This window comes from Variovorax sp. Soil_C_39 (assembly GCF_057656815.1).
Genome location: NZ_JBDGJQ010000001.1, coordinates 343,934 through 367,942 on the forward strand (window position 1 = coordinate 343,934; position 24,009 = coordinate 367,942).

Genomic DNA, 24,009 nt, shown 5'->3' on the forward strand with positions numbered 1-24,009 from the left:
AACATCCCCGCCCACATGACCCAAGCCCCGGAAGTCCCTCCCATTCCCGCCGCCGGCCGCGAGCGGCGCCAGCGCGTGCAGTCGGCCGAAACCGGCATGGCGGTGCTCAAGGGGCTGGCCCACCTGGGCGGGCGCAGCAGCCTCACCGCGCTGGCCGCCCACGTGGCCGAAAGCCCGGCCAAGGTGCACCGCTACCTCGCGAGCCTGATGGAAGAAGGGCTGGTGCTGCAGGACGCGGCCTCGCAGCACTACTACCTGGGCACGGCGGCGATCCAGATCGGGCTGGCCGCAATGCGCCAGGCCGACCCGATCCGCGCGGCCGAGCCCGGCCTGCTGCGCCTGCGCGAATCGCTCGAGGTGACCTGCTTCGTCGCGGTGATGGGCAACAAGGGGCCGACCATCGTGCGTTTCGAGGAGCCGGGCCTGCCGGTCACGGTGAACGTGCGTGCCGGCTCGGTGATGTCGATGCTCTGGTCAGCGACGGGCCGCGCCTTCCTCGGCCTGCTCGACGAATCGCGCGTGCGCGCCCTGGCCGAACAGGAACTCGCCGAGGCACCGCCGGACATGCGCGCCACGCTCGACGCGGCCGACCCGATCGGCCAGTTGCGGCGCGAGGTGCAGCAGGCACGCTGCGCGATCGTGCGCGACACCTACTTGCGCGGCATCAGCGCAGTGGCCGCGCCGGTGGTCGACTATGCGGGGCGCGTGTGCGCGGTGCTGACGGCGCTGGGCGCCACCGGCGGCTTCGACCCGGCGATCGACGGCCCGATCGCGGGCGCAGTGCGGCGCGAGGCCGACGCCGCGAGCGCCCTGCTCGGCCACGGCGGCACGGCCTGACGGCCGCGCGCCTTGCTGTTCCTTCGCGCGCTTATTCGGCCCAGACCACCGCGCCGGTCCACGCAGTGGTCAGCACCACGATGCCGAAGGCGATGCGGTACCACGCGAACGGGATGAAGTCGTGCGTGCTGATGTACTTCAGCAGCCAGCGCACGCACAGCCATGCGCTCGCGAACGAGAACACCAGGCCTACGGCAAACATCGGGATGTCGGCCATCGTCAGCAGCGCCCGCTCCTTGTAGAGGCTGTAGGCGCCGGCACCGATCAGCGTGGGGATCGCCAGGAAGAACGAGAAATCGGTGGCCGCCTTGCGCGACAGGCCCAGCAGCATGCCGCCGATGATGGTCGAGCCGCTGCGGCTGGTGCCCGGGATCATCGCGAAGCACTGCACCAGCCCGACCTTGAGCGCATCCCACATCGTCATGTCGTCGACGTGCTCGACGCGCACCGAACCGGGCGGGCGCTTCTCGGCCCACAGGATGATGAAGCCACCGATGATGAAGGTGCTGGCCACCACCACGGGCGTGAAGAGGTGTTCCTTGATCATCTTGCCGAACACCAGGCCCAGCACCACCGCCGGCAGGAAGCCCAGCACCACGTTGATGGCCAGGCGCCGCGCCTTGGGCTGGCGCGGCAGCGCCACGATGGTCGAATGGATCTTCTGCCAGTACACCAGGATCACCGCGAAGATCGCGCCGGTCTGGATGGCGATGTCGAAGACCTTGGCCTTCGCATCGTCGAAGCCGAGCAGCGCGCCCGCAAGAATCAGATGCCCGGTCGACGAGATCGGCAGAAACTCGGTCAGCCCTTCGACGATGCCCATGATGGCGGCCTTCACCAGCAAAACGATGTCCACGCTTACTCCTTTAAAGAGCCGCAATTATGGCGAGGCATCGCGACAGTCCCTTCGGCCGGCCCCCGGGCGCCGCGGGGATTAGCCGGCCGCTTGACGCGTGCGCTGCCGCAGCGCCCGCACCGCGCTGTCGACCGTGGTGAGCACGGGCAGTCCGCTGGCCGCTTCGCAGGCGCTGCGCGCACGCGCCATGCTGAACTGCGCGAGCGCGATGCGGGTGCAGCCGCGCGCGCGCAACGCGGCGGCCTGGGCGGCGACCAGCGCATCGTGGCGCGCGGTGTCGCCGGCGTCGAGCGCTTCGAGTGCGCCTTCGGCCAGCACCGGCTCGAGCGCGGTCCCGGCCGGAAACTCGGACGGCATCGAGGCCAGCGTCGGCGCAAAGGTGGCGATGAGCCCGAGCCGGCCCGACGCGCCCTGCACCGCCTCGGCCACCATGGCTTCGTTCGGCTTGAGCACCGGAATGCCCGCATGCCGCCGGGCCACCGCTTCGATGCACGGCCCGAAGGCCGAGCAGGTGAAGAGGATGCCCTCGGCCCCCGCATCGACCGCGTACTGCGCGAGCCGCTGGAAGCGCTCGTGCATCGCGGCATCGAGCCCCTGCCCGCTGCGCGCCAGGTCGGCCGAGAGACTGTCGTCGAGCAGGTTCATGCGCCGGGCCTCGGGCCAGTCGCGCTCGAAGGCGGCGTTGATGGGCGCCACGGAATGCGCGAGCGCGTGGATCAGGGCGATGCGGGTCATGCGGCCGAATTATCATTGGAATACATGTTTCACCCAACCGCGAATGCGCTTGCATTCCGGCACATTTGTTCCAATGACAATTGCCAGAGACCAGATCCGCCAGCGCTTCAACGAACTGAGCCCCGCGCTGCAGCAGGTGGCGCGCTATGTGCTCGACCATCCGAACGAGGTCGTCACGGCCTCGATGCGCAGCGTGGGCGCGCGCGCGCAGAGCACGCCCGCCACGCTGGTGCGCTTTGCGCAGCAACTGGGCTATGCGGGCTGGCCCCAGCTGAAGGAAGCCTTCGCGGGCGACATGGGGCTCGGCTCCGACCCTTTTGGCGGACATGCGAAGCGGCTCGTCGGCCGTGTCCAGAACCAGGGCCTCGCGGGTGAGATCTTCGAAGTGCAGCGCCGCAACCTCGAAGCCACGCACCAGCAATGCGCCGACGCGCTGCGCAAGGCATGCGTGCTGCTCGAGAAGGCGGGCGCGGTGCATGCCGCGGGCTTCCGCGCCTGCTTTCCGATCGCGTTCTCGTTCGTCTATGCGTACCGGCTGTTCCGCACCGGCGTGCACCTGGTCGACGGCCCGGGCGGCTCGCTCGAGATGCAGCAGCGCGCCTTCGCCAAAGGCGATGCGTTGGTGGTCGCGAGCTTCGCGCCCTACTCGCGCGAGGCCCTGCAGGTGGCCCAGGCCGCCAAGGCAGCGGGGCTGCGCATCGTCGCGCTGACCGACAGCACGGCATCCCCGCTGTCGTTGCTCGCCGACGAGACGTTGCTGTTCACGATCCAGAGCCCGTCGTTCTTTCCTTCGGTCGCTGCGGGCGTTGCGCTGGCCGAAGCACTGGTCGAGCTGCTCGCGAGCCGCGCCGGCAAACCGGGCATGCGGCGCATCGACGAGGCCGCGGCGCAGCTGTTCGAGTCGGGCGCCTACCTGCGCCCGCGGAGCCCGCGCGCCTAGGGCGCCGAGGCGCCGGTCCAGCCGGCCTGCCATCCGCCGCCCAGCGCCTGGATCAGCGCGACGGCGGCGGTCTGCCGATCGACCTGCACCTGCACCAGCGCGCGGCGCGCATTGAGCGCGGCCGCCTGTGCGGTCACCACTTCGGTGTAGCCGGACTGGCCCGCACGGTAGCGGTTGAGAAACTGCTGTTCGGTCCTGTCGGCGGCGGCCGAGGCCTCGCGCCGCAGGCCTTCCTGCTGCGCGAGCGCCGCGCCGGCCGTGAGCTGGTCTTCGACCGCCTGGAACGCGCCCAACACCGTCTGGCGGTAGCGCGCCACGCTCGCGTCGTGGGCCGCCCTGGCCGAATCGACCGACGCGCCGATCGCACCGGCGTCGAACACCACCTGCGCCACCGACAGCCCCAGCGCCCAGAGCATGTTGGACGCATCGAACAGGTCCTTCACGCGGCTCGCGTTGCCGCCGACCGAGGCGCTGAGGCTGAAGCTCGGAAAGTAGGCCGAACGCGCGATGCCGATCTGCGCATTGGCCGCGGCCACCGCGCGCTCGGCCGCCGCGATGTCGGGCCGGCGCTGCAGCAGCGTCGACGGCACGCCGGTCGGGACGCCGGGCACGGTGGGCGTCCAGCGCGCGGGCGGCAAGCTGAAGTCGGCCGGCGCCACGCCGACGAGCATGGCGATGGCATGCTCGAACGTGGCGCGCGTGCGCTGCAGGCCCACGCGCTCGGCCTGCGCATTGACGAGCTGCGTCTGCGCCTGCAGCACGTCGGTCTGCGCCGCAATGCCGGCCGCATAGCGGTTGCTCGTGATCTCGAAGGCGCGCTGGTAGCCTTCGATGGTCTGGTCGAGCAGCACGATCTCGGCGTCGGTTTCGCGCAGCGAGAAATAGTTGGTGGCCAGATCGCCGACGGCCGAGAGCCGCGCCGAGGCCAGGTCGGCCTCGCTGGCCTGCGCGTTGGCCTGGGCGCTGCCCACGGCCTGCCGCAACCGGCCCCAGACGTCGGGCGCCCAGTCGACGCCGAGGTTGGCTGCGAAGGCGCTCGACGCATTGCTGCTGCCTCCGAGGTTGCCGCTGCGCCGGCCGCTGCCGTCGATCGCGACCGACGGGAACAGCGCCGCGCGTTCGCCGCGCACCAGTGCGCGGGCCTGGGCGAAGTTGGCCACGGCCGCGGCGATGTTCTGGTTCGAGACGTTCACGCGCGCGGCGAGCTCGTCGAGCGTGGGGTCGGCAAAGAGCTTCCACCATTCGCCGCGGTCGAGCGCGTCGGCCGGCGCGGCGGGCAGCCAGCCGTCGGCGGCCGGCTGCTCTTTCCAGCCCGCGGGCATGACCGCAGCGGGCGGCTGGTAGGCAGGCCCCACGGCACAGCCGGCCAGCACCGCCGCCAGGGCGAGCGCGGACAGCGAAAGGATGCGGGGGCGGCGATGTGTCATGGCAGGGTCTCGTTCATTCTCTTCAGGTCTGCGCGCCGGCCGCGCGGCTCAGGTGCCGCTCGTTGCCCGAACGCCGCCGCAGCTTGTCGAGCAGCACGTAGACCACCGGCGTGGTGAGCAGCGTGAGCAGCTGGCTCGCGACGAGGCCGCCGATGATCGCCACGCCGAGCGGCTGCCGCAGTTCGGCGCCCTGGCCAAAGCCGACGGCGAGCGGCAGCGCGCCCAGGGCGGCGGCGAGCGTGGTCATGAGGATCGGGCGGAAGCGCAGCAGGCAGGCTTCGCGCACCGCTTCCACGGCCGAGATGCCGCGTGCGCGCTCGGCCTCGAGCGCGAAGTCGATGATCAGGATCGCGTTCTTCTTCACGATGCCGATCAAAAGGAACAGCCCGATCAACGCGATGATCGAGAACTCCATGCGGAACAGCAGCAGCGCGAGCACGGCGCCCACGCCGGCCGAGGGCAGCGTGGTCAGCACGGTGACCGGGTGCACCAGGCTCTCGTAGAGCACGCCCAGCACGATGTAGATGACAACGATGGCCGCCAGGATCAGCGCGAGCTGCTGCCCCTGTGACTGCTGCGCCGCGAGCGCCGTGCCCTGGAAGCTGCCGCGCACGTTGGTGGGCATGGCGATGTCGGCCTCGGCCTGCGCCACGATGCGGCGCGCATCGTCCAGCGTGGTGCCCTCGCTCAGGTTGAACGAGACGGTACTCGCCAGCTCGGTGTCCTGGTGATCGATGGAACTCGGCACCGCGCGCTCGCTGACCTTGGCGATGGCCGAGAGCGGCACCATCTGCGTGGTGTTGGCCGCCAGCGCCTGGCCTGTGGAGGCCGTGCGCAGGCCCGGGTTGGCCGAGGTGGTGGTCGAAGTGCCGGTGCTCGCGTCGGTGTTGCTGGCGAGCGAACTCACCGTGGCCGCACCGTTCGCGCTGGTGGCTGCGGTGAGCGTCGACGGCACGTACAGGTCCTTCAGCACCACGGGCGCACGCTGGTAGCGCGGCGCCCATTCCATGATGACCGAGTACTGATTGAGCTCGTCGTAGATGGTGGCGACCGAGCGCTGGCCGAAGGCGTTGTAGAGCGCGGCATCGACCGCGCTGGCGGTCACGCCGAGCCGTGCCGCGCTGTCGCGGTCGATCTCGACGAAGGTCTCCACGCCGTTGTCCGATTGGTCGCTGTCGACGTCGGTCAGCGCAGTCTCCTGGCGCAACCGGTCGGCGAGCCTCGCGGTCCAGGTGCGCAGGTCGCCCAGGCTGTCGCCCTTCAGCGTGTACTGGTAGGTGGAGTTGCTCGAGCGCCCGCCCATGCGCAGGTCCTGCACTGGGCTCAGGAACACGCGCAGGCCGGTGAGCTGGCCCAGCTGCGGCCGCAGCCGGGCGATGACCGTGGCGGTCTTCTCCTTGCGCTCGGAGGCCGGCTTGAGGTTGACGAACATGAAGCCGCCGCCCGAGCGGCTGCCGCCCGAGAAGCCCACCACGGTGTCGACCGCCGGGTCCTTGTGGATGATGTCGACCGCCTGCCGCAGCTTCTCGGCCAGTGCCACCGACGAGATGCTCTGGTCGGCACGCAGGCCCGCGTTGAGCTGGCCGTTGTCTTGCTCGGGGAAGTAGCCCTTCGGAATGGCGGTGAACAGGTACACGTTGAGGCCGACCACCGCGAGCAGCAGCACCATGACCACGGCCTTGCTCGCCAGCGCCCAGTCGAGGCTGTGGGCGTAGGTGCGCAGGCTCCACTGGTAGCCGCGCTCGGCCATGCGCGCGAACCGGCCGGGCGGCTTGCCGCCGGGCGTCTCGGGCCGCAGCAGCATGGCGCACATCATCGGCGTGGTGGTGAGCGAGATCACCAGCGAGATCAGCACCGCGACCGACAGCGTGACGGCAAACTCGCGAAACAGCCGTCCGATCTGCCCGTCCATGAACAGCAGCGGAATGAACACCGCCACCAGCGACAGGCTGATCGACAGCACGGTGAAGCCCACCTCGCGCGCGCCGCGCAGCGCGGCCTCCATGCGGCCCACGCCGGCCTCGATGTGGCGGCTGGTGTTCTCGAGCACCACGATGGCGTCGTCCACCACGAAGCCGGTGGCCACCGTGAGCGCCATGAGGCTCAGGTTGTTGAGGCTGTAGCCCAGCAGGTGCATCACGCCGAAGGTGCCGAGCAGCGACACAACGGTGGCCACCGCGGGAATGATGGTGGCGCGTGCGCGGCGCAAAAAGAGGCCGACCACGAGCACCACCAGCACGATCGAGATCATCAGCGTGGCCTCGATCTCGCGCAGCGACGCGCGGATGGAGTTGGTGCGGTCCGAGGCCACCTGCACCTCGATGTCCTGCGGCAGCTGCGCACGGAGCTCGGGCAGCAGCTCGCGCACGCCGTCGACCGTCTCGATGATGTTGGCACCGGGCTCCTGCGTGACCAGCACGATCACCGCCGGCTGCCCGTTGAACAGGCCCAGCGTGCGCGTGTTCTCCACGCTGTCGATCACGCGCGCCACGTCGCCGAGGCGCACGGCCGCGCCGTTGCGCCAGGCGATCACCATGTCGCGGTATTCCGCCGCATGGCGCCCCGGCGCGGGCGTGTAGATCTGGAGCCGGCGCTCGTCGCCCTCGATCGCGCCCTTGGGCCGGTTGGCGTTGTTGGACTGGATCGCGGCGCGCACGTCCTCGGTGCTGATGCCGTAGCGGTTGAGCGAGAACGGCTCGAGCTCGACGCGCACCGCGGGCAGCGAGCCGCCGCCGATCTCGACCTCGCCCACGCCATCGACCTGCGAGAGCTTCTGGCTCACGATGTTCGACACGGCCTCGTAGATCTGGCCCGGCGTGCGCGTCTTCGACGTCAGCGCCAGGATCGCGATCGGCGCGGCGGTCGGATTGCGCTTGCGGTAGGTCGGGTTGCGCCGCAGCGTGGCGGGCAGATCGGCGCGCGCCGCGTTGATGGCGGCCTGCACCTCGCGCGCAGCGCTGTCGATGTTGCGCGACATGTCGAACTGCAGGCTGATGCGCGTCGAGCCGTTCGAACTGGTCGAGGTGAGTTCGTTCACGCCGGCGATCACGCCGAGCCGGCGCTCGAGCGGCGTCGCCACGCTCGACGCCATGGTGCTCGGGCTCGCCCCCGGCAGGCTGGCCGTGACCGAGATGGCCGGGTAGTCGACCTGCGGCAGCGGCGACACCGGCAGCGCGAAAAAGGCCGCGATGCCGGCCAGCGCAATGCCGACGGTCAGCAGCACCGTGGCGATTGGACGCTCGACGAAGGGCCGCGACAGGTTCATTCGGCCACGGCCTCCCGCTGGCGCCCGAAGCGGCGACCCAGCCGGTCGAAGGCCAGGTAGACCACCGGCGTGGTGAACAGCGTGAGCACCTGGCTCACCACCAGCCCGCCGAAGATCGCAAGGCCGAGCGGCCGGCGCAGCTCGGCGCCCTCACCCCAGCCGAACATCAGCGGCAGCGCCGCGAACAGCGCCGCCAGCGTGGTCATCAAGATGGGTCGAAAACGCAGCAAGGCCGCCTGGTGGATGGCCTCCTGCGGCGACTTGCCTTCGCGCCGCTCGGCGTCGATCGCGAAGTCGATCATCATGATCGCGTTCTTCTTGACGATGCCGATCAGCAGGATGATGCCGATGATGCCGATCACGCCCAGGTCGTTGCCCGTGAGCATGAGCGCGAGCAGCGCGCCCACGCCGGCCGAGGGCAATGTCGAAAGGATGGTCAGCGGATGGATGTAGCTCTCGTACAGCACGCCGAGCACGATGTACACGCACACCACGGCCGCAAGGATGAGCCACAGCTGGTTGGTGAGCGACTTCTCGTACGCGCCAGCGGCACCCAGGAAGGTCATGGTCATGCTCGCGGGCATGCCGATCTCCTTGGCGGCCGCGCGGATCGCCGCAACCGACTTGCCGAGCGCCACGCCCTGGGCGGTGTCGAAGCCCACCGTGGCCGAAGGGTACTGCGCCACGTGGGTCACCGCCAGCGGCGCGGGTTGTTCGCGCACGGTGGCGATCGACGACAGCGTGGTGGCCGCACCGCTGCCGGTGCGCAGCTGCAGGTTGCCGAGCAGCTGCGGCGACGACAGCGCCTCGCGCTGGGCCTCGAGGATCACGCGGTACTGGTTGGTCTCGGTGAAGATAGTCGAGACGATGCGCTGGCCGAAGGCGCTGTAGAGCGTGTCATCCACCGAACTGGCCGTGATCGACAGGCGCGAGGCGGTGTTGCGGTCGATGTCCACGTAGGCCGCGAGCCCCGTCGCGCCGGCGGTGGTGGTGGCATTGCGCACCAGCGGCTCGGCGCGCAGCCGCTCGGCCAGCTTCTGGGCCCAGGTGTCCACCGTGGTGGTGTCCACGCCTTCGAGCGAAACGCGGAATTCGGTCGGCCCGGTTTCGGCATCGATGGTCAGGTCCTGCGTGGGCTGCAGGTAGAGCGTGACGCCCGCCACGGCGCGCACGCGCTCGCGCAGGCGCTGCATCGTGGCCTCCTGGTCGCCGCGATCGGGCCGCATGTTGATGAGCATGCTGCCGGTGTTGAGCGCGGTGTTGTTGGCCGCGTCCACGCCGACCACCGAGCTCACGCTCGCCACCTCGGGGTCGGCCAGGATCGCGTCGGCGGCCTGCAATTGCAGCGCGGCCATGCGCGTGTACGAGACATCCTGCGCGGCCTCGATGCGCGCCTTCAGCTGGCCCGTGTCCTGGGTCGGAAAGAGGCCCTTCGGAATCACCGCGTAAAGCAACACGGTGAGCGCCAGCGTGGCAACGGCCACCACGAGCGTGAGCGGCTGGTGCCGCAGCACCCAGATCAACCACACGTCGTAGCGCGCGATGACGCGGTCGAAGAAGCGCTGCACGCTCGCGCCAAAGCGCCCGCCCTCCTCCGCCTGCGGCCGGAGCCAGCGCGCCGACATCATCGGCACCAGCGTGAGCGAGACCACGGCGGAAATCAGGATGGTGATCGCCAGCGTGACGGCGAACTCGCGGAACAGCCGGCCGACCACGTCGCCCATGAACAGCAGCGGGATCAGCACCGCGATCAGCGACACCGTGAGCGAGATGATGGTGAAGCCGATCTGCGTGGCGCCCTTGATCGCGGCCTTGAACGGCGGGTCGCCCTCCTCGAGGTAGCGAGCGATGTTCTCGATCATCACGATCGCGTCGTCCACCACGAAGCCAGTGGCGATCGTCAGCGCCATCAGGCTCAGGTTGTTGAGGCTGTAGCCCAGCAGGTACATCAGCCCGCAGGTGCCGATCAGCGAGATCGGCACCGCGAGGCTCGCGATGACCGTCGCGCGCACGCTGTGCAGGAAGAAGAAGATCACCAGCACCACCATCACCACCGCCAGCGCCAGCTCGAGCTGCACGTGCGAGACTGAAGCGCGGATGCCGGTGGTGCGGTCGCTCAGCACCTCGACCTTGAGCGAGCCAGGCAGCGAGGCCCGCAGTTCAGGCAGCTGCTGCTTGATCGCTTCGACGGTGCCGATCACGTTCGCGCCCGGCTGGCGCTGCACGTTCAGGATGATCGCCGGGTACATGCCAGCCCCCACGCTCGGCACTGGCGTGTCCTCGCTGCCCCCCGAGGGGGCGCTCGCCGCCTTGGGGCGGCCCGGCGGCGGCTCGGCCGGTGCGGACGCATCCTCGCCCCGCAGCCCCGCCCACGCCCCGAGCTGCGTGTTCTCGGCGCCGTCGACCACGCGCGCCACGTCGGTCATGCGGATGGGCGCGCCGTTCTTCCAGGCGACGATCAGGTTCTTGTAGTCGTCCGCCGCGAGCAGCTGGTCGTTGGCGTTGATGGTGTAGGCCCGCTGCGGCCCGTCGAAGCTGCCCTTGGCGCTGTTGGCGTTGGCTGCGCTGATGGCGCTGCGCAGCGTGTCGAGGCCGATGCCCACCGACGCGAGCGCATTGGTGTCGGCCTGGATGCGCACGGCCGGGCGCTGCCCGCCCGAGAGCGACACCAGCCCGACGCCGCCGACCTGGCTGATCTTCTGCGCGAGCCGCGTGTTCACAAGGTTCTGCACCTCGGTCAGCGGCATGGTCTCGGAACTGACGGCCAGCGACAGGATCGGTGCGTCGGCTGGATTGACCTTGGCATACACCGGCGGCGCCGGCAGGTCGGCCGGCAACAGCGAGCCGCCGGCATTGATGGCGGCCTGCACCTGCTGCTCGGCCACGTCGAGCGTCTCGTCGAGCGCGAACTGCAGCGTGACGATCGAGACGCCCGCCGAGCTGACCGAACTCATGCGGTTGAGCCCCGCCATCTGGCCGAACTGGCGCTCGAGCGGTGCCGTGACGGTGCGGCTCATGACCTCGGGGCTCGCGCCCGGATAGAGCGTCTGCACCTGAATGGTCGGGTAGTCGACCTGCGGCAGCGCGGCCAGCGGCAGCAGCCGCAGGCCCACGAAGCCGGCCAGCACGATGGCCAGCATCAGCAGCGCCGTGGCCACCGGCCGTTCGATGAAGGGACGGGACGGGCTCATCGCGCGGGCACCTCAACCTCGATCACTGCGGCGGGCGCTGGCGACGGCGCTCTCCACCACGCGGACCCGATGCCGCGCCACGCGGGCCGGCCGCACCGCCACGCGGGCCGGCGCCGGGCCGATCACCCTGCAACTGCACCACCGCGCCGTCCTTGATGCGGTCGCCGCCTTCGGTCACGACGTTCTCGCCGGCACGCAGGCCCGAGGTGATCGCTACCACCTCGGCATTGGCCTCGCCGCGCTTCACCGCGCGCATCGAGACCGTGCGGTCCTCGTTGATCACATACACGTAGTCGCCATTCGGGCCGGTGCGCACCGCCGTCACCGGCACCACCACGGCGCGCAGCTTGCGCAGCAGCAGTTGCACGTTGACGAACTGGCTCGGGAACAGCGTGGTCTGCGCATTGGCGAAGCGGGCCTTGGCCCTCACGGTGCCGGTGGTGGTGTCGACCACGTTGTCGAGCGTCGAGAAGGTGCCGGTGTCGAGCGTCGCCGCGCGCGTGCGGTCGAACGCGGTCACGGGCAGCGGTTCGCCGCGCGCGAGCTGGGCCTGGATGTCGGGCACGCGGTCTTGCGGCACCGAGAACTGGACGTCGATCGGGTTCATCTGCGTGATGACCGCGATGCCGGTGGTCGCGTTGGCGGTGATGGTGTTGCCCGGGTCGACCGCGCGCAGCCCGATGCGGCCGGCCACGGGGGCGGTGATGCGGGTCCAGTCGAGGTTCAGCCTGGCCGAGGCTTCGGCGGCCCGGTCGGTGGTGACCGTGCCTTCGAGCTGCCGCACCAGCGCGGCCTGGGTGTCGACCTCCTGCCGCGCGATGGAGTCCTGCCCGAGCAGCGTGCGGTAGCGCGCAAGGGTGACGCGCGCGGCCGCGAGCTGCGCCTCGTCGCGTTCCCGGGTGCCACGGGCCTGCATCAGCGCCTGCTCGTAGGGGCGCGGGTCGATGCGCGCGAGCAGCTGGTTCTTGGCCACGGTCTGGCCTTCGGTGAACATCACCTCGGTCAGCACGCCGCCGACCTGGGCCCGGAGCGTGACGGTGGCGAGCGGGGTCACGGTGCCGAGCGCATCGATGGTGACCGGCAGCTCGGTCTCGCGCGCCGCGGCATGGCCGACCGTGACGGTCGCGCCGCCGAAGCGCGACGCGCCTGCAGCGCTGTCTTTGCGGTTGATGAGGTACCAGGCCCCCGCACCGACAGCCAGCAGCAACAGCAGCGCGAGCAGGCTGCCCAGCCAGCGCCGGCGGCGCGAAGGCGGACGCGGAGAGGGAGAAGGGACGGGGTGTGCCGGTGGGGCAGCAGGCGAATCGCCGGAAGAAGGCTCGGAGGTCGGTGATTCCATGGGGTGGGGCAGTGCGCAGTACAGCCGCTAGTGGACCGCTGGATCGTAGCGCGCCTGTCTGTCGGACCGTAAAGCGACGGTAAAGCTGCAAAGAATGCCCACGTTTCGCACGCCGTCGCCGCGCCTCGCGCCGCCGTGGCGCATTTCGTCGCACGCCGATGGCCGCGCCGGCCACCGATCGGCACAGTCCGCTCCATCGAAGCTTTCTTTCTGGAACCGCCATGCTGCTCGAGATCATTCTTCACACCCCGAAGTGGGTCTTCGCCGTCTTCGTGCTCCTGCTGTGGCTGGGCGCAAGGCAGCTGCTGCCAGGCCGCAGCGGACTCGGCCGGCTGACCGCGGTGTCGGTCGGCATGACCGGCCTGTCGCTGGCGGGCGTGCTCACGGCCTTCGGCCCTTCGCCCGGTGCCCTGCTCGGCTGGAGCCTCGCGGCGGCCGCCATGGGCCTGGCGGTGCTGCAGGCTGCACTGCCCGCCGGCGTCCGCTACGACCCCGCCGCGCGCAGCTTCCACCTGCCCGGCAGCGCCGTGCCGCTGGTGCTGATGATGGGCATCTTCTTCACCAAGTATGCGGTCGGCGTGGCGCTGGCCTTGCACCCCGCGCTGCACCGACAGGCCGCCTTCGCGGTCGGCATTCCGATGCTGTATGGCGCCTTCAGCGGCATCTTCGCCGCGCGGGCCCTGCGCCTGTGGAAACTGGCGCTCCGCACCGCCGCCATGGCACCCGAAGTGCGCCCGGCCTAAGATCGCCAGCCGCTTCATCGACATTTTTCTTCAACCCCCTCACGGAGAACCGTCATGAACCCTGCACAGCCCCACACCCACGCTTCTGCCTCCGAACTCGAGCGGCTCGCCCGGCGCCGCGCCGGCGCCAAACTCGGCTGGTTCATCCATGCCTTCGTCTATGTGCTGGTGAACCTCGGCCTGGTCGCCCTCTCGGCCTCGCGCGGCCACACCTGGGCCGTGTATCCGCTGCTGGGCTGGGGCCTAGGGCTGTTGATCCACGGAACGGTGGTCTGGTTCGTCACGACCGGCGGTGGCTTCTATGACCGGCTGGTGGCGCGCGAGCGCCGCGCGCTGCACGGAGGCGGCCGTTGGTAGAGTCCGCGGCGCCCGCCTCCGGCGGCCTGCTGGGCGCTGGCACGCTGCGCGACCTGTTGCGCCATGGCCTGATCACGGCAGCCTGCTGCTGCGTCATTGCCGCGATCATGGCCGCCACCATGCGCGGGGCCGACGGCAAGTGGAGCAACCAGCTCGTCTACTCGCTCTCGATCGGCCTGATCAGTTGGCTGTGCATCGAGGCCGGCCGGCTGCTGTTGACCCGCGGCGAGCCGGTTCGCTGGCCTCGCGGCGCGCGGGGCATCGTGCTGGTGGCCGTGAGCGTGACCATCGGCTTCGTGGTCGGCCAGACCATTGGCGACGCCTGGAGCGGTCGGCAGATCCTGACGTTCTACAAATCCGGCCGGGTGCAGGTGATCGCCACCATTGGCGTTACGCTGGCCGCCACGGCCGGCATGTCGTACCTGTTCTATACCCTGGGCAAGGGCCGGTACATGCAGGAGCAGCTCGATCTGGCCCAGCGCAATGCCACCGAGGCGAGGCTCAAGCTGCTCGAAAGCCAGCTCGAGCCGCACATGCTGTTCAACACGCTGGCCAACCTGCGCGTGCTGATCGCCACCGATCCGCCGCGCGCCGTGGCCATGCTCGACCGCCTCAACAGCTACCTGCGCATGACGCTCGGCGGCTCGCGCGCGCTCTCGCACCCGCTCGCGGCCGAGTTCGACCGGCTGGCCGACTACCTCGAACTGATGTCGGTGCGCATGGGCGAGCGACTTCGCTACACGCTCGAGCTGCCCGACGAGCTGCGCAACGCGGCCGTGCCGCCGCTGCTGCTGCAGCCGCTGGTGGAGAACAGCATCCGCCACGGGCTCGAGCCGCAGGTCGAAGGCGGCGAGATCGCAGTGCGCGCGCGGCGGATCGACACAGAGCTCGTGATCGAAGTCAGCGACACCGGTGGGGGCTTCGATGCTGCACACCCCGGCGCGCTGGGCGATGGCGGCGGCTTCGGGCTCGGCCAGGTTCGCGAGCGGCTCGCTGCCATGTACGCCGACCGGGGCCGCATGGACTTGACGACCGGCCCCGCGGGCGGCACCCGCGCCACCTTGCGCTTTCCGTTGCAGCCCCACGCATGAACCCCACCGCCCTCATCGCCGAAGACGAGCCGCTGCTCGCCCAGGCCCTCCAGGCCGAACTCGCCGCGGCCTGGCCCGAACTCCAGGTGCTCGCGATCGCGCGCGACGGCAACGCCGCAGTGCACGAGGCGCTGCGCCTGCTGCCGCAGGTGCTCTTCTTCGACATCCGCATGCCCGGCCAGGACGGCCTCGGCGCCGCCGCCGAACTGGCCGACCGCTGGCCGGCGGACGAAGCGCCGTTGCCGCAGCTCGTCTTCGTGACCGCCTACGGCGAATACGCCGCCCGCGCCTTCGAGACCCAGGCCATCGACTACGTGCTCAAGCCCGTGCAGCCCGCGCGGCTGCAGAAGACCGTGCAGCGGTTGCGGCTGGCGCTCGACACCCAGCGCCCTACCGCCACCGCCAGCGACGAAACGCTCGAGCAGACACTCGCGCAGTGGCGGCGGCTGCTCGCCGCCGGTGCCGGTGCCGGTGGCCCGCCCGCGCAGTCACCCGTCGCGGCGCCGCTGCGGATGATCGCGGCGAGCGAGACCGGCGGCGCCACCGTGCGCATGGTGCCGGTCGACGAGGTGCTGTATTTCGAGGCCGCGGACAAGTACGTGCGCGTGCTCACCGAGCGCCATGAATACCTCATCCGCACCCCACTCAAGCAGCTGCTGCCCCAGCTCGATGCGCAGGCCTTCTGGCAGGTGCACCGCGCCGTGGTCGTGCGCAGCGCCGCCATCGAGGCAGTGCACCGCGACGAGGCCGGCAAGCTGAATCTCGCGCTGCGCGGCCGGCCCGAGAAGATCCCCGTCAGCCGGCTCTATGCCCATCTGTTTCGCGCCATGTGAAACGGCCATGAAAAAAGCCGGCCCCGTCGAGGGACCGGCTTCCTGATCTTGCGGGAAGGCACCGTCTGGCGATGCCGCACCGGCTCAACGCCAGTGCTGATGGCGGTGGTGGCGATGATGGCGGTAGTGGCCGCGCGGTGCGTAGTAGGCCGGCGGCGCGTAGTACACCGGGGCCGGACGGTAATAGACCGGCGGCGGCGGGCGGTAGTACACCGGCGGGGGCGGCGCGTAATACACGGGCGCCGGCGGCGGGTAGTAGGCCGGGGCGCCCACACCCACGGCCACGCCCGGGATGCCCACGCCGATCGACCAGCTCACGTCGCCGCGGGCGCTGGCCGAAGTGGCCGCAAACAAGGCGCCGAAGGCCACGAGACCTGCGCCGGTCCATTTGAAGAAGGTTGAACGTGTGAGGCTCATGATCTGGAACTCCTGGTTGGGGCGTTGCCGCCCATGTAGGTATTGAACGCGCCAAATGCAAACCGGTTGCCCGCGCGAATGTGAAGAACGTTGCCAAAGGTAACGGCAAAAGAGCGCAATCTAGAATGCCGCAATGACCTCCCCGACCGACAAAGACAGCGCGAAAACCGCCGCTGCCCCGAGCAATTTCCTGCGCCACGTGATCGAGAACGACCTCGCGCAGGGGGCTTATTCCGGCCGCCAATGGGGCGGCTCGCCCGGTGACGCCGCCCATCATGCCGACGGCATGCCCGACCCGGCCAAGGTCCGCATGCGCTTTCCGCCCGAACCCAACGGCTACCTCCACATCGGCCACGCCAAGAGCATCTGGCTCAACTTCGAACTGGCCCGCGAATACGGCGGCGTCTGCCACCTGCGCTTCGACGACACCAACCCGGAGAAGGAAGAGCAGGAATACGTCGACGCGATCCGCGATGCGGTCCAGTGGCTGGGCTACGAAACCTTGCTCGCCGACCGCCCGAGCGCGCCCGGCACGCTGCAGCCGCACGAGTACTTCGCGAGCGACTACTTCGACTTCATGTACCGCGCAGCCGAATACCTGATCGGCGCCGGCCTGGCCTACGTCGACGAGCAGAGCATCGACGAGATGCGCGCGAGCCGCGGCGACTTCAACACACCCGGCAGGAACAGCCCGTTCCGCGACCGCACGCCCGAAGAGAACCTGGCGCGCTTTCGCGAGATGCGCGACGGCAAGCTGGCCGACGGCGCCGCCACGCTGCGCGCGAAGGTCGACATGGCGAGCCCCAACATCAACATGCGCGATCCGGCGCTCTACCGCATCCGCCGCGCCACCCACCACAACACCGGCGACAAGTGGTGCATCTACCCGATGTACACCTATGCGCACCCGATCGAAGATGCGCTCGAACAGATCACCCATTCGATCTGCACGCTCGAGTTCGAGGACCAGCGCCCCTTCTACGACTGGCTGCTCGACCGCCTGGCCGAAGGCGGCCTGATCGCGAGCCCGCATCCGCGCCAGTACGAGTTCGCGCGGCTCAACGTCACGCATGTGCTCACGAGCAAGCGCAAGCTGCGCCAGCTGGTCGAAGAGAAGCACGTGGACGGCTGGGACGATCCGCGCATGCCCACGCTCGCGGGCCTGCGCCGCCGCGGCTACACCCCCGAGGCGCTGCGCCTGTTCTGCGAACGCAGCGGCACCACCAAGTCGGGCGGCTGGATCGACTACGCAAGCCTCGAAGCGGCGCTGCGCGACACGCTCGATCCGATCGCACCGCGCGCCATGGCGGTGCTCGACCCGGTCAAGCTCGTCATCACCAACTGGGGTGAAGCGATGGGGGGCGACGAGGTGTTCGACGAGTGCTCGGCGCCCGTGCACCCTCACCATCCCGAAATGGGCAAGCGCGCGTTCAAGCTCGGCCGCGAGGTCTGGATCGAGCGCACCGACTACGAGGACGTGCAACCCAAAGGCTTCTTCCGGCTGTTCCCCGGCAACAAGGTCCGGCTCAAGTACGGCCACGTCATCGAATGCACCGGCGGCACGCGCGACGCCGAAGGCCGGCTCGTCGAGGTGCAGGCCACGCTGGTGCCCGACACCAAGAGCGGCACGCCGGGCGCCGACGCGGTCAAGGTCAAGGGCAACATCACCTGGGTGGCCGCGGCCGATGCGCTGCAGGCCGAGGTGCGGCTGTACGAGCGGCTCTTCGCCGCGGCGAATCCGGGCAGCGGCGAACTGCTCGACGAGCTCAACAAGCAGAGCCTGCAGGTTTGCCCGGCATACGTGGAGCCTTCGCTGGCGACGGCCGAGCCCGGCGTGGCCATCCAGTTCGAGCGTCATGGCTATTTCGTGGCCGACAGCAAGGCCGATGCGGCAGGCAAGCGGGTGTTCAACCGGGCGGCCGGCATGCGGGACGGCTGGAGCAAGTAGGCAAGACAGAAAGCGACCTTGCTCATACGCTTCAACAAGCCCTACGGCGTGCTCAGCCAGTTCACGCCCGAGGGCCGCTGGCGGGGGTTGAAAGAGTTCATCGAGGTGCCGGGTGTGTACGTGGCCGGCCGCCTCGACGCCGACAGCGAAGGCCTGCTGCTGCTCACCGACGATGGCCGGCTCCAGGCGCGCATCGCCGATCCGCGCTTCAAGCTGGAGAAAACCTACTGGGTGCAGGTTGAAGGCATGCCAACCGACGCCGCATTGGCCGCGCTGCGCGACGGCGTGCAGCTCAACGACGGTCCTACGCGGCCGGCCCGCGCCCGCGTGCTCGACACCACCCCCGACGTATGGCCGCGCCAGCCGCCCATTCGGGAGCGAAAGAACATTCCGACGACCTGGCTGGAACTTGCGATCAGCGAAGGCCGCAATCGGCAGGTACGGCGCATGACCGCCGCCGTGGGCCTGCCCACGCTTCGCCTGGTTCGCGTGGCCATCGGGCCGCACACGCTCGAGGGCCTGGCGCCGGGCGCCTGGCGCGCGTAGCGCGGCAGGCGGCAGGCGGCAGGCGGCAATGCGTTGCAGGTTGCAGCAGTTTTTTTATTCGATCTCCATGCACGACATCCGACCCCACACCGCCCCCGACCTTCTCGCCCCCGCACTGACCCGCCGCCTGGCATTGCTCGGCGCGTTGGGCCTGTTCGCCGTCCCCGCAGCCTCCGCAGCCGCGCCGGCAAGGCAACAGCCGGCGCACGCCGGCGTCTGGCCACAGCCCAGCCAGGTGCCCGGCGGCGTGGCGCGCCTGTCGCTCGGACCCGCCACCGAGCGGCCGGCGGCCTTCTCGGGCGAGCAGCCGCTGCTCGTGTTGGGCGACGCGATCGAATGGACCGCCATCGTCGGCATTCCCCTCGCGGCCACGCCCGGCGAGGCGCACATCACGGTGCGCACCGACCACGGCAGCGACCGGCAGGTCGCCTACACCGTGGCCGACAAGCGATATCGGGAACAGCGCCTGAACGTGGCGCCGCGCACCGTCGACCTCTCGGCCGAGGACCAGGCGCGCTTCGAGCGCGAGCGCGACCACCTCGCCACCGTGACCGCGACCCGCACCGCGCTGCGCCCCGACGCCGCGCTGCAGATGCGCGTGCCCGTGCCCGGCCGGCGCTCGGGCTCGTTCGGCCTGCGCCGCGTGTTCAACGGCCAGCCGCGCAATCCGCACAGCGGCATGGACATCGCCGCCGCCACCGGCACGCCCGTCGTCGCGCCGCTCGCCGGCCGCGTGATCGACACCGGCGACTACTTCTTCAACGGCGGCACCGTCTGGCTCGACCATGGCGGCGGCCTCCTGACCATGTACTGCCACCTGAGCCGCATCGACGTGAAGGTGGGCGACCTGCTCAAGACCGGCGAACAGCTCGCCGCGGTCGGCGCGACCGGCCGCGTGACGGGGCCGCACCTGCACTGGTCGGTGATGCTGAACCGGGCGATGGTGGACCCGGCGCTGTTCGTTGCAGCCTGACAAGGCCGCACTACACTGCGCCCCATGCGCCCCTCCGAAGCCGTCTCCCTGCACCGCGCCCGCATCCGCGAGATCGCCCTTCGCCATCACATGCGCAGTGTGCGCGTGTTCGGCTCGGCATCGCGCGGCGAAGACGGCCCGGACAGCGACCTCGACCTTCTCGTCGAACCCACGGCGCAGACGACCATGATGGACATCGGCGCGATTCGCCACGAACTCAAGGACTTGCTGGGCGTGGAGGTCGATGTGCTGACGCCGAACGAACTGCCGCCGAAGTTCCGGGAGCAGGTGCTGCGCGAAGCCGTGTTGCTATGACGCGGGCAGATACCCGGCGAGTTTCTGACTACCTGGGCCATGTGTTTGAGGCGATTGGCAACATCGAGGCCTACACCGAGGGCTTTGTGCGCGAAACATACCTGGCTGATCGCAAGACTCAGGACGCAGTCCTGCGCAATCTCGAAGTCATTGGAGAGGCCTGCAACAACGTCGTGAAGCACCACGCAGCCTTCGCGGCCGCGCATTCGGAGATCCCCTGGCGCGTGGCCTACGAGATGCGAAACGCACTTGCGCACGGCTACTTCACGGTAGACCATGCGATCGTCTGGCAGACCATTCAGAGCGACCTGCCATCGCTCCGGAGGCAGATCACCAAGCTGCTGCACGCTGTGGGCTGACCGGCCCGCCGCTCAGATCGGCTTCGTCAGATACACCGCCTCGCGTCCCACGATCACCTTCTGCGCGGGCATGAACACCGTGCAGTCGTCCACGGGCGCGTGGATCTCCTCGGGCCCATTGGTGGCGATCAGCTCTCCCTTGGCGAAGGTCTCGAAGCCGATCAGCGGACGCACGAAGGCGAAGTCCTCGCTCTGGATCACATGCGTCTGCAGCAGCTGGAAGCGCCGCTGGGCCCCCGGTGCGGATGCGTTGGGGCGTGGGTCGATGAGGCCGAAGAAGGCCAGGAAGTCATGGGCGACCTCGGTGGCCAGGTCCGATGCGGAACGCAGGAAATGCTGGCCGCACTCGACCACCATCGCCACGCCCTCGCCGTCGGGTCCGCCATGGCGGCCGTACTGGATCAGCGGCGTGCCCGAGCCCAGGCCGTCGGGCATCACGAGGTGAACCGGCGGGTGGCCGATCGCCATCGCGACCCTGGCGTTGCGCTCGAAGGCCGGGTAGACCCAGAACGGCACCACGGGCTGGCTCGTCGAATGGATGTCGAGAATGTGGTCGGCCGCCTCCACCACGGGCCGCAGGATGCGCGCGCGGCGCAGTTCCGGGCTGTCTTCGGCGCCATCGAGCCACTCGGGCGACCAGACGCGATTGAGGTTGTGCACGATCTGGCGGCTGTCGTAGGGCGACGCTTCCTGGAACGATTCGTAGGCGTCGATGTTCGCGAAGCTCACCGTGAGCGTGCCGATCTTCGGTCGCACCGCGTTGTCGAGCAGGTGCGTGGCGGCCGTCATGCCGCAGATCTCGTTGCCGTGGGTGAGCGCGTTGATGAGCACGTGCGGGCCGGGTCGGCCGGATTCGAAGCGGTGCACGTAGTCGATGCCGACATTGCCCTCGCGGTAGGCGGAAAGATCGCGCGGGAGGACTTCAAAGGTGGGCGGGGTCTGGGTCATGGCGGCCGGTGGTGAAGGAGCGGATGTGGCGCGAGTTTGCTACAGCCGCCGCCCTGCGTCTTTGGCTTTGCCGAAGCTTGCACGATCGACAATGCGATGCCCGCAACACCACGGAGCCCGCGCATGCCGTTCCCGTCGCCCCGCCACCTGTCGATTGCCTGGCTCAGCCTGGTGCTGGCCACGGCCACCAACGCGCAGGACGCCGCTCGGCGACCGGACCCGCCCGCGGCCGAAACACAGCAGCAACCGGTGTTCACGCGCGCGCGCTTCGTCGCCGCGCACGAGGACGCCGGCAAGCCCTACGTCCGCCTCACGCTGCTGCCGCGCGCCAAGCTGCCGTTTTCCACGCAGACCTTCAGGCTCGCCGATCGCGCGCTGCTGGATGGCATCCCCGATGGCTCGCCCGTGGCGTTCGTCGCGCGCCGCATCGACGGAGAGAACACCGTGGTCGCCCTGCGCGCCGCGGCGGAGTGCAAGCGCTTCCAGAAGTGCTGATGAGCCTCACCAGTTGACTTCGCGCTCCGGCGTGGCCGAGATGTGGTGGATCGACAGGTCGGCGCCGTCGTATTCCTCTTCCTGCGTGAGCCGCAGCCCCATGGTCGCCTTGAGCACGCCGTACACCGCGAAGCCGCCCACCAGGGCCCAGGCGACACCCATCGCGGTGCCGATGAGCTGCGCGCCCACGTTCACGCCCCCGATGCCGCCGAGCGCCTGCGTGCCGAAGATGCCGGCCGCGATGCCACCCCAGGTGCCGCACAGGCCGTGCAGCGGCCAGACGCCGAGCACGTCGTCGATCTTCCATTTGTTCTGGGTGAGCGTGAACATGGCGACGAAGATCGCGCCCGCCACGCCACCGACCACCAGCGCGCCGAGCGGATGCATCAGGTCGGAGCCCGCACACACCGCGACCAGTCCCGCGAGCGGGCCGTTGTAGACGAAGCCGGGGTCGTTGCGGCCCATGGCCAGCGCCACCAGCGTGCCGCCAGCCATTGCCATCAGCGAGTTGACGGCGACCAGGCCCGAGATCTTGTCGATGGTCTGCGCGCTCATCACGTTGAAGCCGAACCAGCCCACGCAGAGCACCCAGGCGCCGAGCGCGAGGAACGGGATGTTCGACGGCGGGTGCGCCGAGAGCGAGCCGTCGCCCCGGTAGCGGTTGCGGCGGGCGCCGAGCAGCATGACCGCCGGCAGCGCGAGCCAGCCGCCCATCGCATGCACCACCACCGACCCGGCGAAGTCGTGGAATTCATGGCCGGTGACGGCGGCGATCCATGCCTGGATGCCGAAATGCTTGTTCCAGGCGATGCCCTCGAAGAACGGATACACCAGGCCCACGATGACGGCGGTGGCGATGAGCTGCGGCCAGAACTTGGCGCGCTCCGCGATGCCGCCCGAGATGATGGCCGGGATGGCCGCCGCGAAGGTCAGCAGGAAGAAGAACTTCACGAGCTCGAAGCCGCTCTTTGCCGCCAGTTCGGTCGCGCCCACGAAGAAATGGGCACCGTAGGCGACGCCGTAGCCCACGAGAAAGTAGACGAGGGTCGACACCGAGAAGTCGACCAGGATCTTCACGAGCGCGTTGACCTGGTTCTTCTTGCGCACGGTGCCGAGTTCCAGAAAAGCAAAGCCCGCGTGCATGGCCAGGACCATGATCGCGCCGAGAAGGATGAACAGCGCGTCTGCGCCCTGTTTGAGTGCGTCCATGGGAGCTTCTTGCCTTGTTGTGGTTGGATTTGGTGCGCCGCGCCACCATTCGGCAGCACGGCGGACCGCAGAAGCAAAAACGGTGCCCAAAGAGCGTCTCTGTGGTGCGCGCGCACCGAAACGGGCGCCGCATCGCGGTGCGCCCGCATCCGGTTTTCAGGCGGCCGTGCCGCGCAACGCTTCGCGGTAGCGGCGGCTGCAGGGCACGGTGCTGCCGTCGTGCATGTGCAGCCGCGCATCGCCGCCGTCGAGCGGCTCGATCTCCTTCACGCGCGAGACGTTCACCGCATGGCTGCGGTGCACGCGCACGAAGAGCGCCGGATCGAGCTGGCCCAGAAAGTCGGTCAGCGTGGCGCGCAGCAGGTAGTCGTGGCCGTTGACGTGCAGGCCGACGTAGTTGCCCTGGGCCTGGAGCCAGTCGATGTCGCCCGCGGCGATCAGGAATTCGCGCCGCAGCTTGCGCACCAGGAAGCGCTCCGGCCGCGCTGGTGGCGGCGGTGCCGCCGAAGCTGGCCTTTCCTCGGGCGCTGTCGATGGCGCCGGCTCCGGCGCATCGAGCACGCGCGCCTCGCCCTGCAACCGCAGCATGAAGACGCCGTACACCCAGATGCCGAACACCATCGCCAGGTAGGCGCGCACGTCCTTCAGGTATTCGTAGCCCCAGCGGCCGGTCCAGCCGGCGAAGTCGTAGCGTTCGCCGGCGGCCGCATAGACCAGGGCCCGCAGCGCGAACATCGCGGCCACGTGCACCAGGCTGAACACCACGCTGCCGGCCAGGTGCCAGGCCAGGTAGTGCAGCAGCCGGTTGCGCGCGAGCGGCGCAAGCCGGCGCTGGAGCGCGACCACGGCCGGCACCAGCGCCAACAGCACCAGATGGCTCGAGACCTCCCAGGTCACGATCTCCCAACCCGCGCGCGGCACTGAGCGGTCGCGCGCGTCGACCAGCGCCACTGTGGTGTTGAAAAGCGCCTGCAGCGCCATGAAGACGATCCAGAAACCCACCTCGACGCGCCGGCGCACGGGTTCGTAGCGCTCGTACAGGTTGCGGGAGGCATCGCTCATGGCCGGCATTCTCGCGACCTTCGGGCTACGGGGCCGGTGAATTCCGTCCCTCGCTGGCCACCGCTCGTCACAAAAGCCCGCCGCTTCGTCACCGGGCAGCCCGCAGCGGGCGGGGAGGCGCCA

22 protein-coding genes are annotated in these 24,009 nt (G+C 69.6%); 12 read left to right on the top strand and 10 right to left on the bottom strand.

Going from position 1 to position 24,009, the window contains the following annotated elements:
• Positions 1-15 precede the first annotated feature (15 nt).
• On the top strand, positions 16-837 hold the full coding sequence (locus AC3A6J_RS01540) for an IclR family transcriptional regulator (protein ID WP_487858131.1): 822 nt from the start codon (positions 16-18) through the stop codon (positions 835-837).
• Between the two features lie 31 nt (positions 838-868).
• Here the strand turns inward: AC3A6J_RS01540 and AC3A6J_RS01545 are convergent, their stop codons facing one another.
• The gene (locus tag AC3A6J_RS01545; RefSeq protein ID WP_487858132.1) at positions 869-1,693 is read right to left on the bottom strand and encodes an undecaprenyl-diphosphate phosphatase; all 825 of its coding nucleotides are present in this window, start codon (positions 1,691-1,693) and stop codon (positions 869-871) included.
• Between the two features lie 78 nt (positions 1,694-1,771).
• Positions 1,772-2,428 carry an aspartate/glutamate racemase family protein gene (locus AC3A6J_RS01550; RefSeq protein ID WP_487858133.1) on the bottom strand — a complete coding sequence of 219 codons (657 nt, stop codon included), beginning with the start codon at positions 2,426-2,428 and terminating at the stop codon, positions 1,772-1,774.
• A gap of 73 nt (positions 2,429-2,501) precedes the next feature.
• On the opposite strand from AC3A6J_RS01550, the gene AC3A6J_RS01555 reads away from it, so the two are divergent.
• Positions 2,502-3,368, top strand: coding sequence for a MurR/RpiR family transcriptional regulator (locus AC3A6J_RS01555; protein ID WP_487858134.1), 867 nt, complete (start codon positions 2,502-2,504; stop codon positions 3,366-3,368).
• Here AC3A6J_RS01555 and AC3A6J_RS01560 read toward each other — a convergent pair.
• From AC3A6J_RS01560 to AC3A6J_RS01575, 4 genes are read right to left on the bottom strand one after another with little or no spacing between them, the layout of a single operon-like run.
• Complete coding sequence (locus tag AC3A6J_RS01560; protein WP_487858135.1) at positions 3,365-4,795, bottom strand: efflux transporter outer membrane subunit; 1,431 nt, start codon at positions 4,793-4,795, stop codon at positions 3,365-3,367. The two genes, AC3A6J_RS01555 and AC3A6J_RS01560, sit on opposite strands and share 4 nt — an antisense overlap.
• Positions 4,796-4,817: 22 nt before the next feature.
• Positions 4,818-8,060, bottom strand: a complete 3,243-nt coding sequence (locus AC3A6J_RS01565) for an efflux RND transporter permease subunit (RefSeq protein ID WP_487858136.1) — start codon at positions 8,058-8,060, stop codon at positions 4,818-4,820.
• Positions 8,057-11,251 (bottom strand): efflux RND transporter permease subunit, encoded by a 3,195-nt coding sequence (locus tag AC3A6J_RS01570; RefSeq protein WP_487858137.1) that lies wholly within the window; start codon positions 11,249-11,251, stop codon positions 8,057-8,059. Before AC3A6J_RS01570 ends, AC3A6J_RS01565 begins: the two co-directional genes overlap by 4 nt.
• A 22-nt stretch (positions 11,252-11,273) precedes the next feature.
• Positions 11,274-12,590 carry an efflux RND transporter periplasmic adaptor subunit gene (locus AC3A6J_RS01575; RefSeq protein ID WP_487858138.1) on the bottom strand — a complete coding sequence of 439 codons (1,317 nt, stop codon included), beginning with the start codon at positions 12,588-12,590 and terminating at the stop codon, positions 11,274-11,276.
• A gap of 221 nt (positions 12,591-12,811) precedes the next feature.
• Here AC3A6J_RS01575 and AC3A6J_RS01580 point away from each other — a divergent pair, with 221 nt between their 5' ends.
• Genes AC3A6J_RS01580 through AC3A6J_RS01595 form a run of 4 tightly spaced genes read left to right on the top strand, consistent with a single transcriptional unit; the run spans position 12,812 to position 15,614 of the window.
• Positions 12,812-13,333, top strand: a complete 522-nt coding sequence (locus AC3A6J_RS01580) for a DUF6622 family protein (RefSeq protein ID WP_487858139.1) — start codon at positions 12,812-12,814, stop codon at positions 13,331-13,333.
• Positions 13,334-13,387: 54 nt separating this feature from the next.
• Positions 13,388-13,690 (top strand): 2TM domain-containing protein, encoded by a 303-nt coding sequence (locus AC3A6J_RS01585; protein WP_487858140.1) that lies wholly within the window; start codon positions 13,388-13,390, stop codon positions 13,688-13,690.
• The gene (locus AC3A6J_RS01590) at positions 13,684-14,781 is read left to right on the top strand and encodes a sensor histidine kinase (protein ID WP_487858141.1); all 1,098 of its coding nucleotides are present in this window, start codon (positions 13,684-13,686) and stop codon (positions 14,779-14,781) included. Before AC3A6J_RS01585 ends, AC3A6J_RS01590 begins: the two co-directional genes overlap by 7 nt.
• On the top strand, positions 14,778-15,614 hold the full coding sequence (locus AC3A6J_RS01595; protein WP_487858142.1) for a LytR/AlgR family response regulator transcription factor: 837 nt from the start codon (positions 14,778-14,780) through the stop codon (positions 15,612-15,614). Before AC3A6J_RS01590 ends, AC3A6J_RS01595 begins: the two co-directional genes overlap by 4 nt.
• Before the next feature lie 84 nt (positions 15,615-15,698).
• Here the strand turns inward: AC3A6J_RS01595 and AC3A6J_RS01600 are convergent, their stop codons facing one another.
• Positions 15,699-16,031 (bottom strand): hypothetical protein, encoded by a 333-nt coding sequence (locus AC3A6J_RS01600; RefSeq protein ID WP_487858143.1) that lies wholly within the window; start codon positions 16,029-16,031, stop codon positions 15,699-15,701.
• Between the two features lie 133 nt (positions 16,032-16,164).
• Here AC3A6J_RS01600 and AC3A6J_RS01605 point away from each other — a divergent pair, with 133 nt between their 5' ends.
• The 5 genes from AC3A6J_RS01605 to AC3A6J_RS01625 all read left to right on the top strand — a co-directional run bounded on the left by AC3A6J_RS01605 (position 16,165) and on the right by AC3A6J_RS01625 (position 20,172).
• A complete protein-coding gene (locus tag AC3A6J_RS01605) occupies positions 16,165-17,979 on the top strand; it encodes a glutamine--tRNA ligase/YqeY domain fusion protein (RefSeq protein WP_487858144.1) in 1,815 nt (604 codons plus the stop codon).
• Positions 17,980-17,997: 18 nt separating this feature from the next.
• Positions 17,998-18,525 carry a pseudouridine synthase gene (locus AC3A6J_RS01610; protein WP_487858145.1) on the top strand — a complete coding sequence of 176 codons (528 nt, stop codon included), beginning with the start codon at positions 17,998-18,000 and terminating at the stop codon, positions 18,523-18,525.
• Between the two features lie 67 nt (positions 18,526-18,592).
• A complete protein-coding gene (locus AC3A6J_RS01615) occupies positions 18,593-19,498 on the top strand; it encodes a peptidoglycan DD-metalloendopeptidase family protein (protein ID WP_487858146.1) in 906 nt (301 codons plus the stop codon).
• Positions 19,499-19,522: 24 nt separating this feature from the next.
• Positions 19,523-19,813 carry a nucleotidyltransferase family protein gene (locus AC3A6J_RS01620; RefSeq protein WP_487858147.1) on the top strand — a complete coding sequence of 97 codons (291 nt, stop codon included), beginning with the start codon at positions 19,523-19,525 and terminating at the stop codon, positions 19,811-19,813.
• Positions 19,810-20,172, top strand: coding sequence for a HepT-like ribonuclease domain-containing protein (locus AC3A6J_RS01625; RefSeq protein WP_487858148.1), 363 nt, complete (start codon positions 19,810-19,812; stop codon positions 20,170-20,172). Before AC3A6J_RS01620 ends, AC3A6J_RS01625 begins: the two co-directional genes overlap by 4 nt.
• A 12-nt stretch (positions 20,173-20,184) precedes the next feature.
• Here AC3A6J_RS01625 and AC3A6J_RS01630 read toward each other — a convergent pair whose 3' ends face one another.
• A complete protein-coding gene (locus tag AC3A6J_RS01630) occupies positions 20,185-21,120 on the bottom strand; it encodes a M14 family metallopeptidase (RefSeq protein WP_487858149.1) in 936 nt (311 codons plus the stop codon).
• 123 nt (positions 21,121-21,243) lie between these two features.
• Here AC3A6J_RS01630 and AC3A6J_RS01635 point away from each other — a divergent pair, with 123 nt between their 5' ends.
• On the top strand, positions 21,244-21,615 hold the full coding sequence (locus tag AC3A6J_RS01635; RefSeq protein ID WP_487858150.1) for a hypothetical protein: 372 nt from the start codon (positions 21,244-21,246) through the stop codon (positions 21,613-21,615).
• A gap of 6 nt (positions 21,616-21,621) precedes the next feature.
• Here AC3A6J_RS01635 and AC3A6J_RS01640 read toward each other — a convergent pair whose 3' ends face one another.
• Together AC3A6J_RS01640 and AC3A6J_RS01645 are read right to left on the bottom strand one after the other, a co-directional pair.
• On the bottom strand, positions 21,622-22,824 hold the full coding sequence (locus AC3A6J_RS01640; protein ID WP_487858151.1) for an ammonium transporter: 1,203 nt from the start codon (positions 22,822-22,824) through the stop codon (positions 21,622-21,624).
• Positions 22,825-22,980: 156 nt separating this feature from the next.
• Positions 22,981-23,886 carry a LytTR family DNA-binding domain-containing protein gene (locus AC3A6J_RS01645; protein ID WP_487858152.1) on the bottom strand — a complete coding sequence of 302 codons (906 nt, stop codon included), beginning with the start codon at positions 23,884-23,886 and terminating at the stop codon, positions 22,981-22,983.
• Positions 23,887-24,009: the final 123 nt, after the last annotated feature.

Excerpts from the sequence above, each read along its gene's own strand:
- AC3A6J_RS01645 (WP_487858152.1), bottom strand. The coding sequence starts at position 23,886 with ATGAGCGATGCCTCCCGCAACCTGTACGAGCGCTACGAACCCGTGCGC.
- AC3A6J_RS01640 (WP_487858151.1), bottom strand. The coding sequence starts at position 22,824 with ATGGACGCACTCAAACAGGGCGCAGACGCGCTGTTCATCCTTCTCGGC.
- AC3A6J_RS01600 (WP_487858143.1), bottom strand. The coding sequence starts at position 16,031 with ATGAGCCTCACACGTTCAACCTTCTTCAAATGGACCGGCGCAGGTCTC.
- AC3A6J_RS01595 (WP_487858142.1), top strand. The coding sequence starts at position 14,778 with ATGAACCCCACCGCCCTCATCGCCGAAGACGAGCCGCTGCTCGCCCAG.
- AC3A6J_RS01630 (WP_487858149.1), bottom strand. The coding sequence starts at position 21,120 with ATGACCCAGACCCCGCCCACCTTTGAAGTCCTCCCGCGCGATCTTTCC.
- AC3A6J_RS01585 (WP_487858140.1), top strand. The coding sequence starts at position 13,388 with ATGAACCCTGCACAGCCCCACACCCACGCTTCTGCCTCCGAACTCGAG.
- AC3A6J_RS01635 (WP_487858150.1), top strand. The coding sequence starts at position 21,244 with ATGCCGTTCCCGTCGCCCCGCCACCTGTCGATTGCCTGGCTCAGCCTG.
- AC3A6J_RS01565 (WP_487858136.1), bottom strand. The coding sequence starts at position 8,060 with ATGAACCTGTCGCGGCCCTTCGTCGAGCGTCCAATCGCCACGGTGCTG.
- AC3A6J_RS01575 (WP_487858138.1), bottom strand. The coding sequence starts at position 12,590 with ATGGAATCACCGACCTCCGAGCCTTCTTCCGGCGATTCGCCTGCTGCC.
- AC3A6J_RS01605 (WP_487858144.1), top strand. The coding sequence starts at position 16,165 with ATGACCTCCCCGACCGACAAAGACAGCGCGAAAACCGCCGCTGCCCCG.
- AC3A6J_RS01570 (WP_487858137.1), bottom strand. The coding sequence starts at position 11,251 with ATGAGCCCGTCCCGTCCCTTCATCGAACGGCCGGTGGCCACGGCGCTG.
- AC3A6J_RS01620 (WP_487858147.1), top strand. The coding sequence starts at position 19,523 with ATGCGCCCCTCCGAAGCCGTCTCCCTGCACCGCGCCCGCATCCGCGAG.
- AC3A6J_RS01625 (WP_487858148.1), top strand. The coding sequence starts at position 19,810 with ATGACGCGGGCAGATACCCGGCGAGTTTCTGACTACCTGGGCCATGTG.
- AC3A6J_RS01580 (WP_487858139.1), top strand. The coding sequence starts at position 12,812 with ATGCTGCTCGAGATCATTCTTCACACCCCGAAGTGGGTCTTCGCCGTC.
- AC3A6J_RS01550 (WP_487858133.1), bottom strand. The coding sequence starts at position 2,428 with ATGACCCGCATCGCCCTGATCCACGCGCTCGCGCATTCCGTGGCGCCC.
- AC3A6J_RS01555 (WP_487858134.1), top strand. The coding sequence starts at position 2,502 with ATGACAATTGCCAGAGACCAGATCCGCCAGCGCTTCAACGAACTGAGC.
- AC3A6J_RS01560 (WP_487858135.1), bottom strand. The coding sequence starts at position 4,795 with ATGACACATCGCCGCCCCCGCATCCTTTCGCTGTCCGCGCTCGCCCTG.
- AC3A6J_RS01615 (WP_487858146.1), top strand. The coding sequence starts at position 18,593 with ATGCACGACATCCGACCCCACACCGCCCCCGACCTTCTCGCCCCCGCA.
- AC3A6J_RS01540 (WP_487858131.1), top strand. The coding sequence starts at position 16 with ATGACCCAAGCCCCGGAAGTCCCTCCCATTCCCGCCGCCGGCCGCGAG.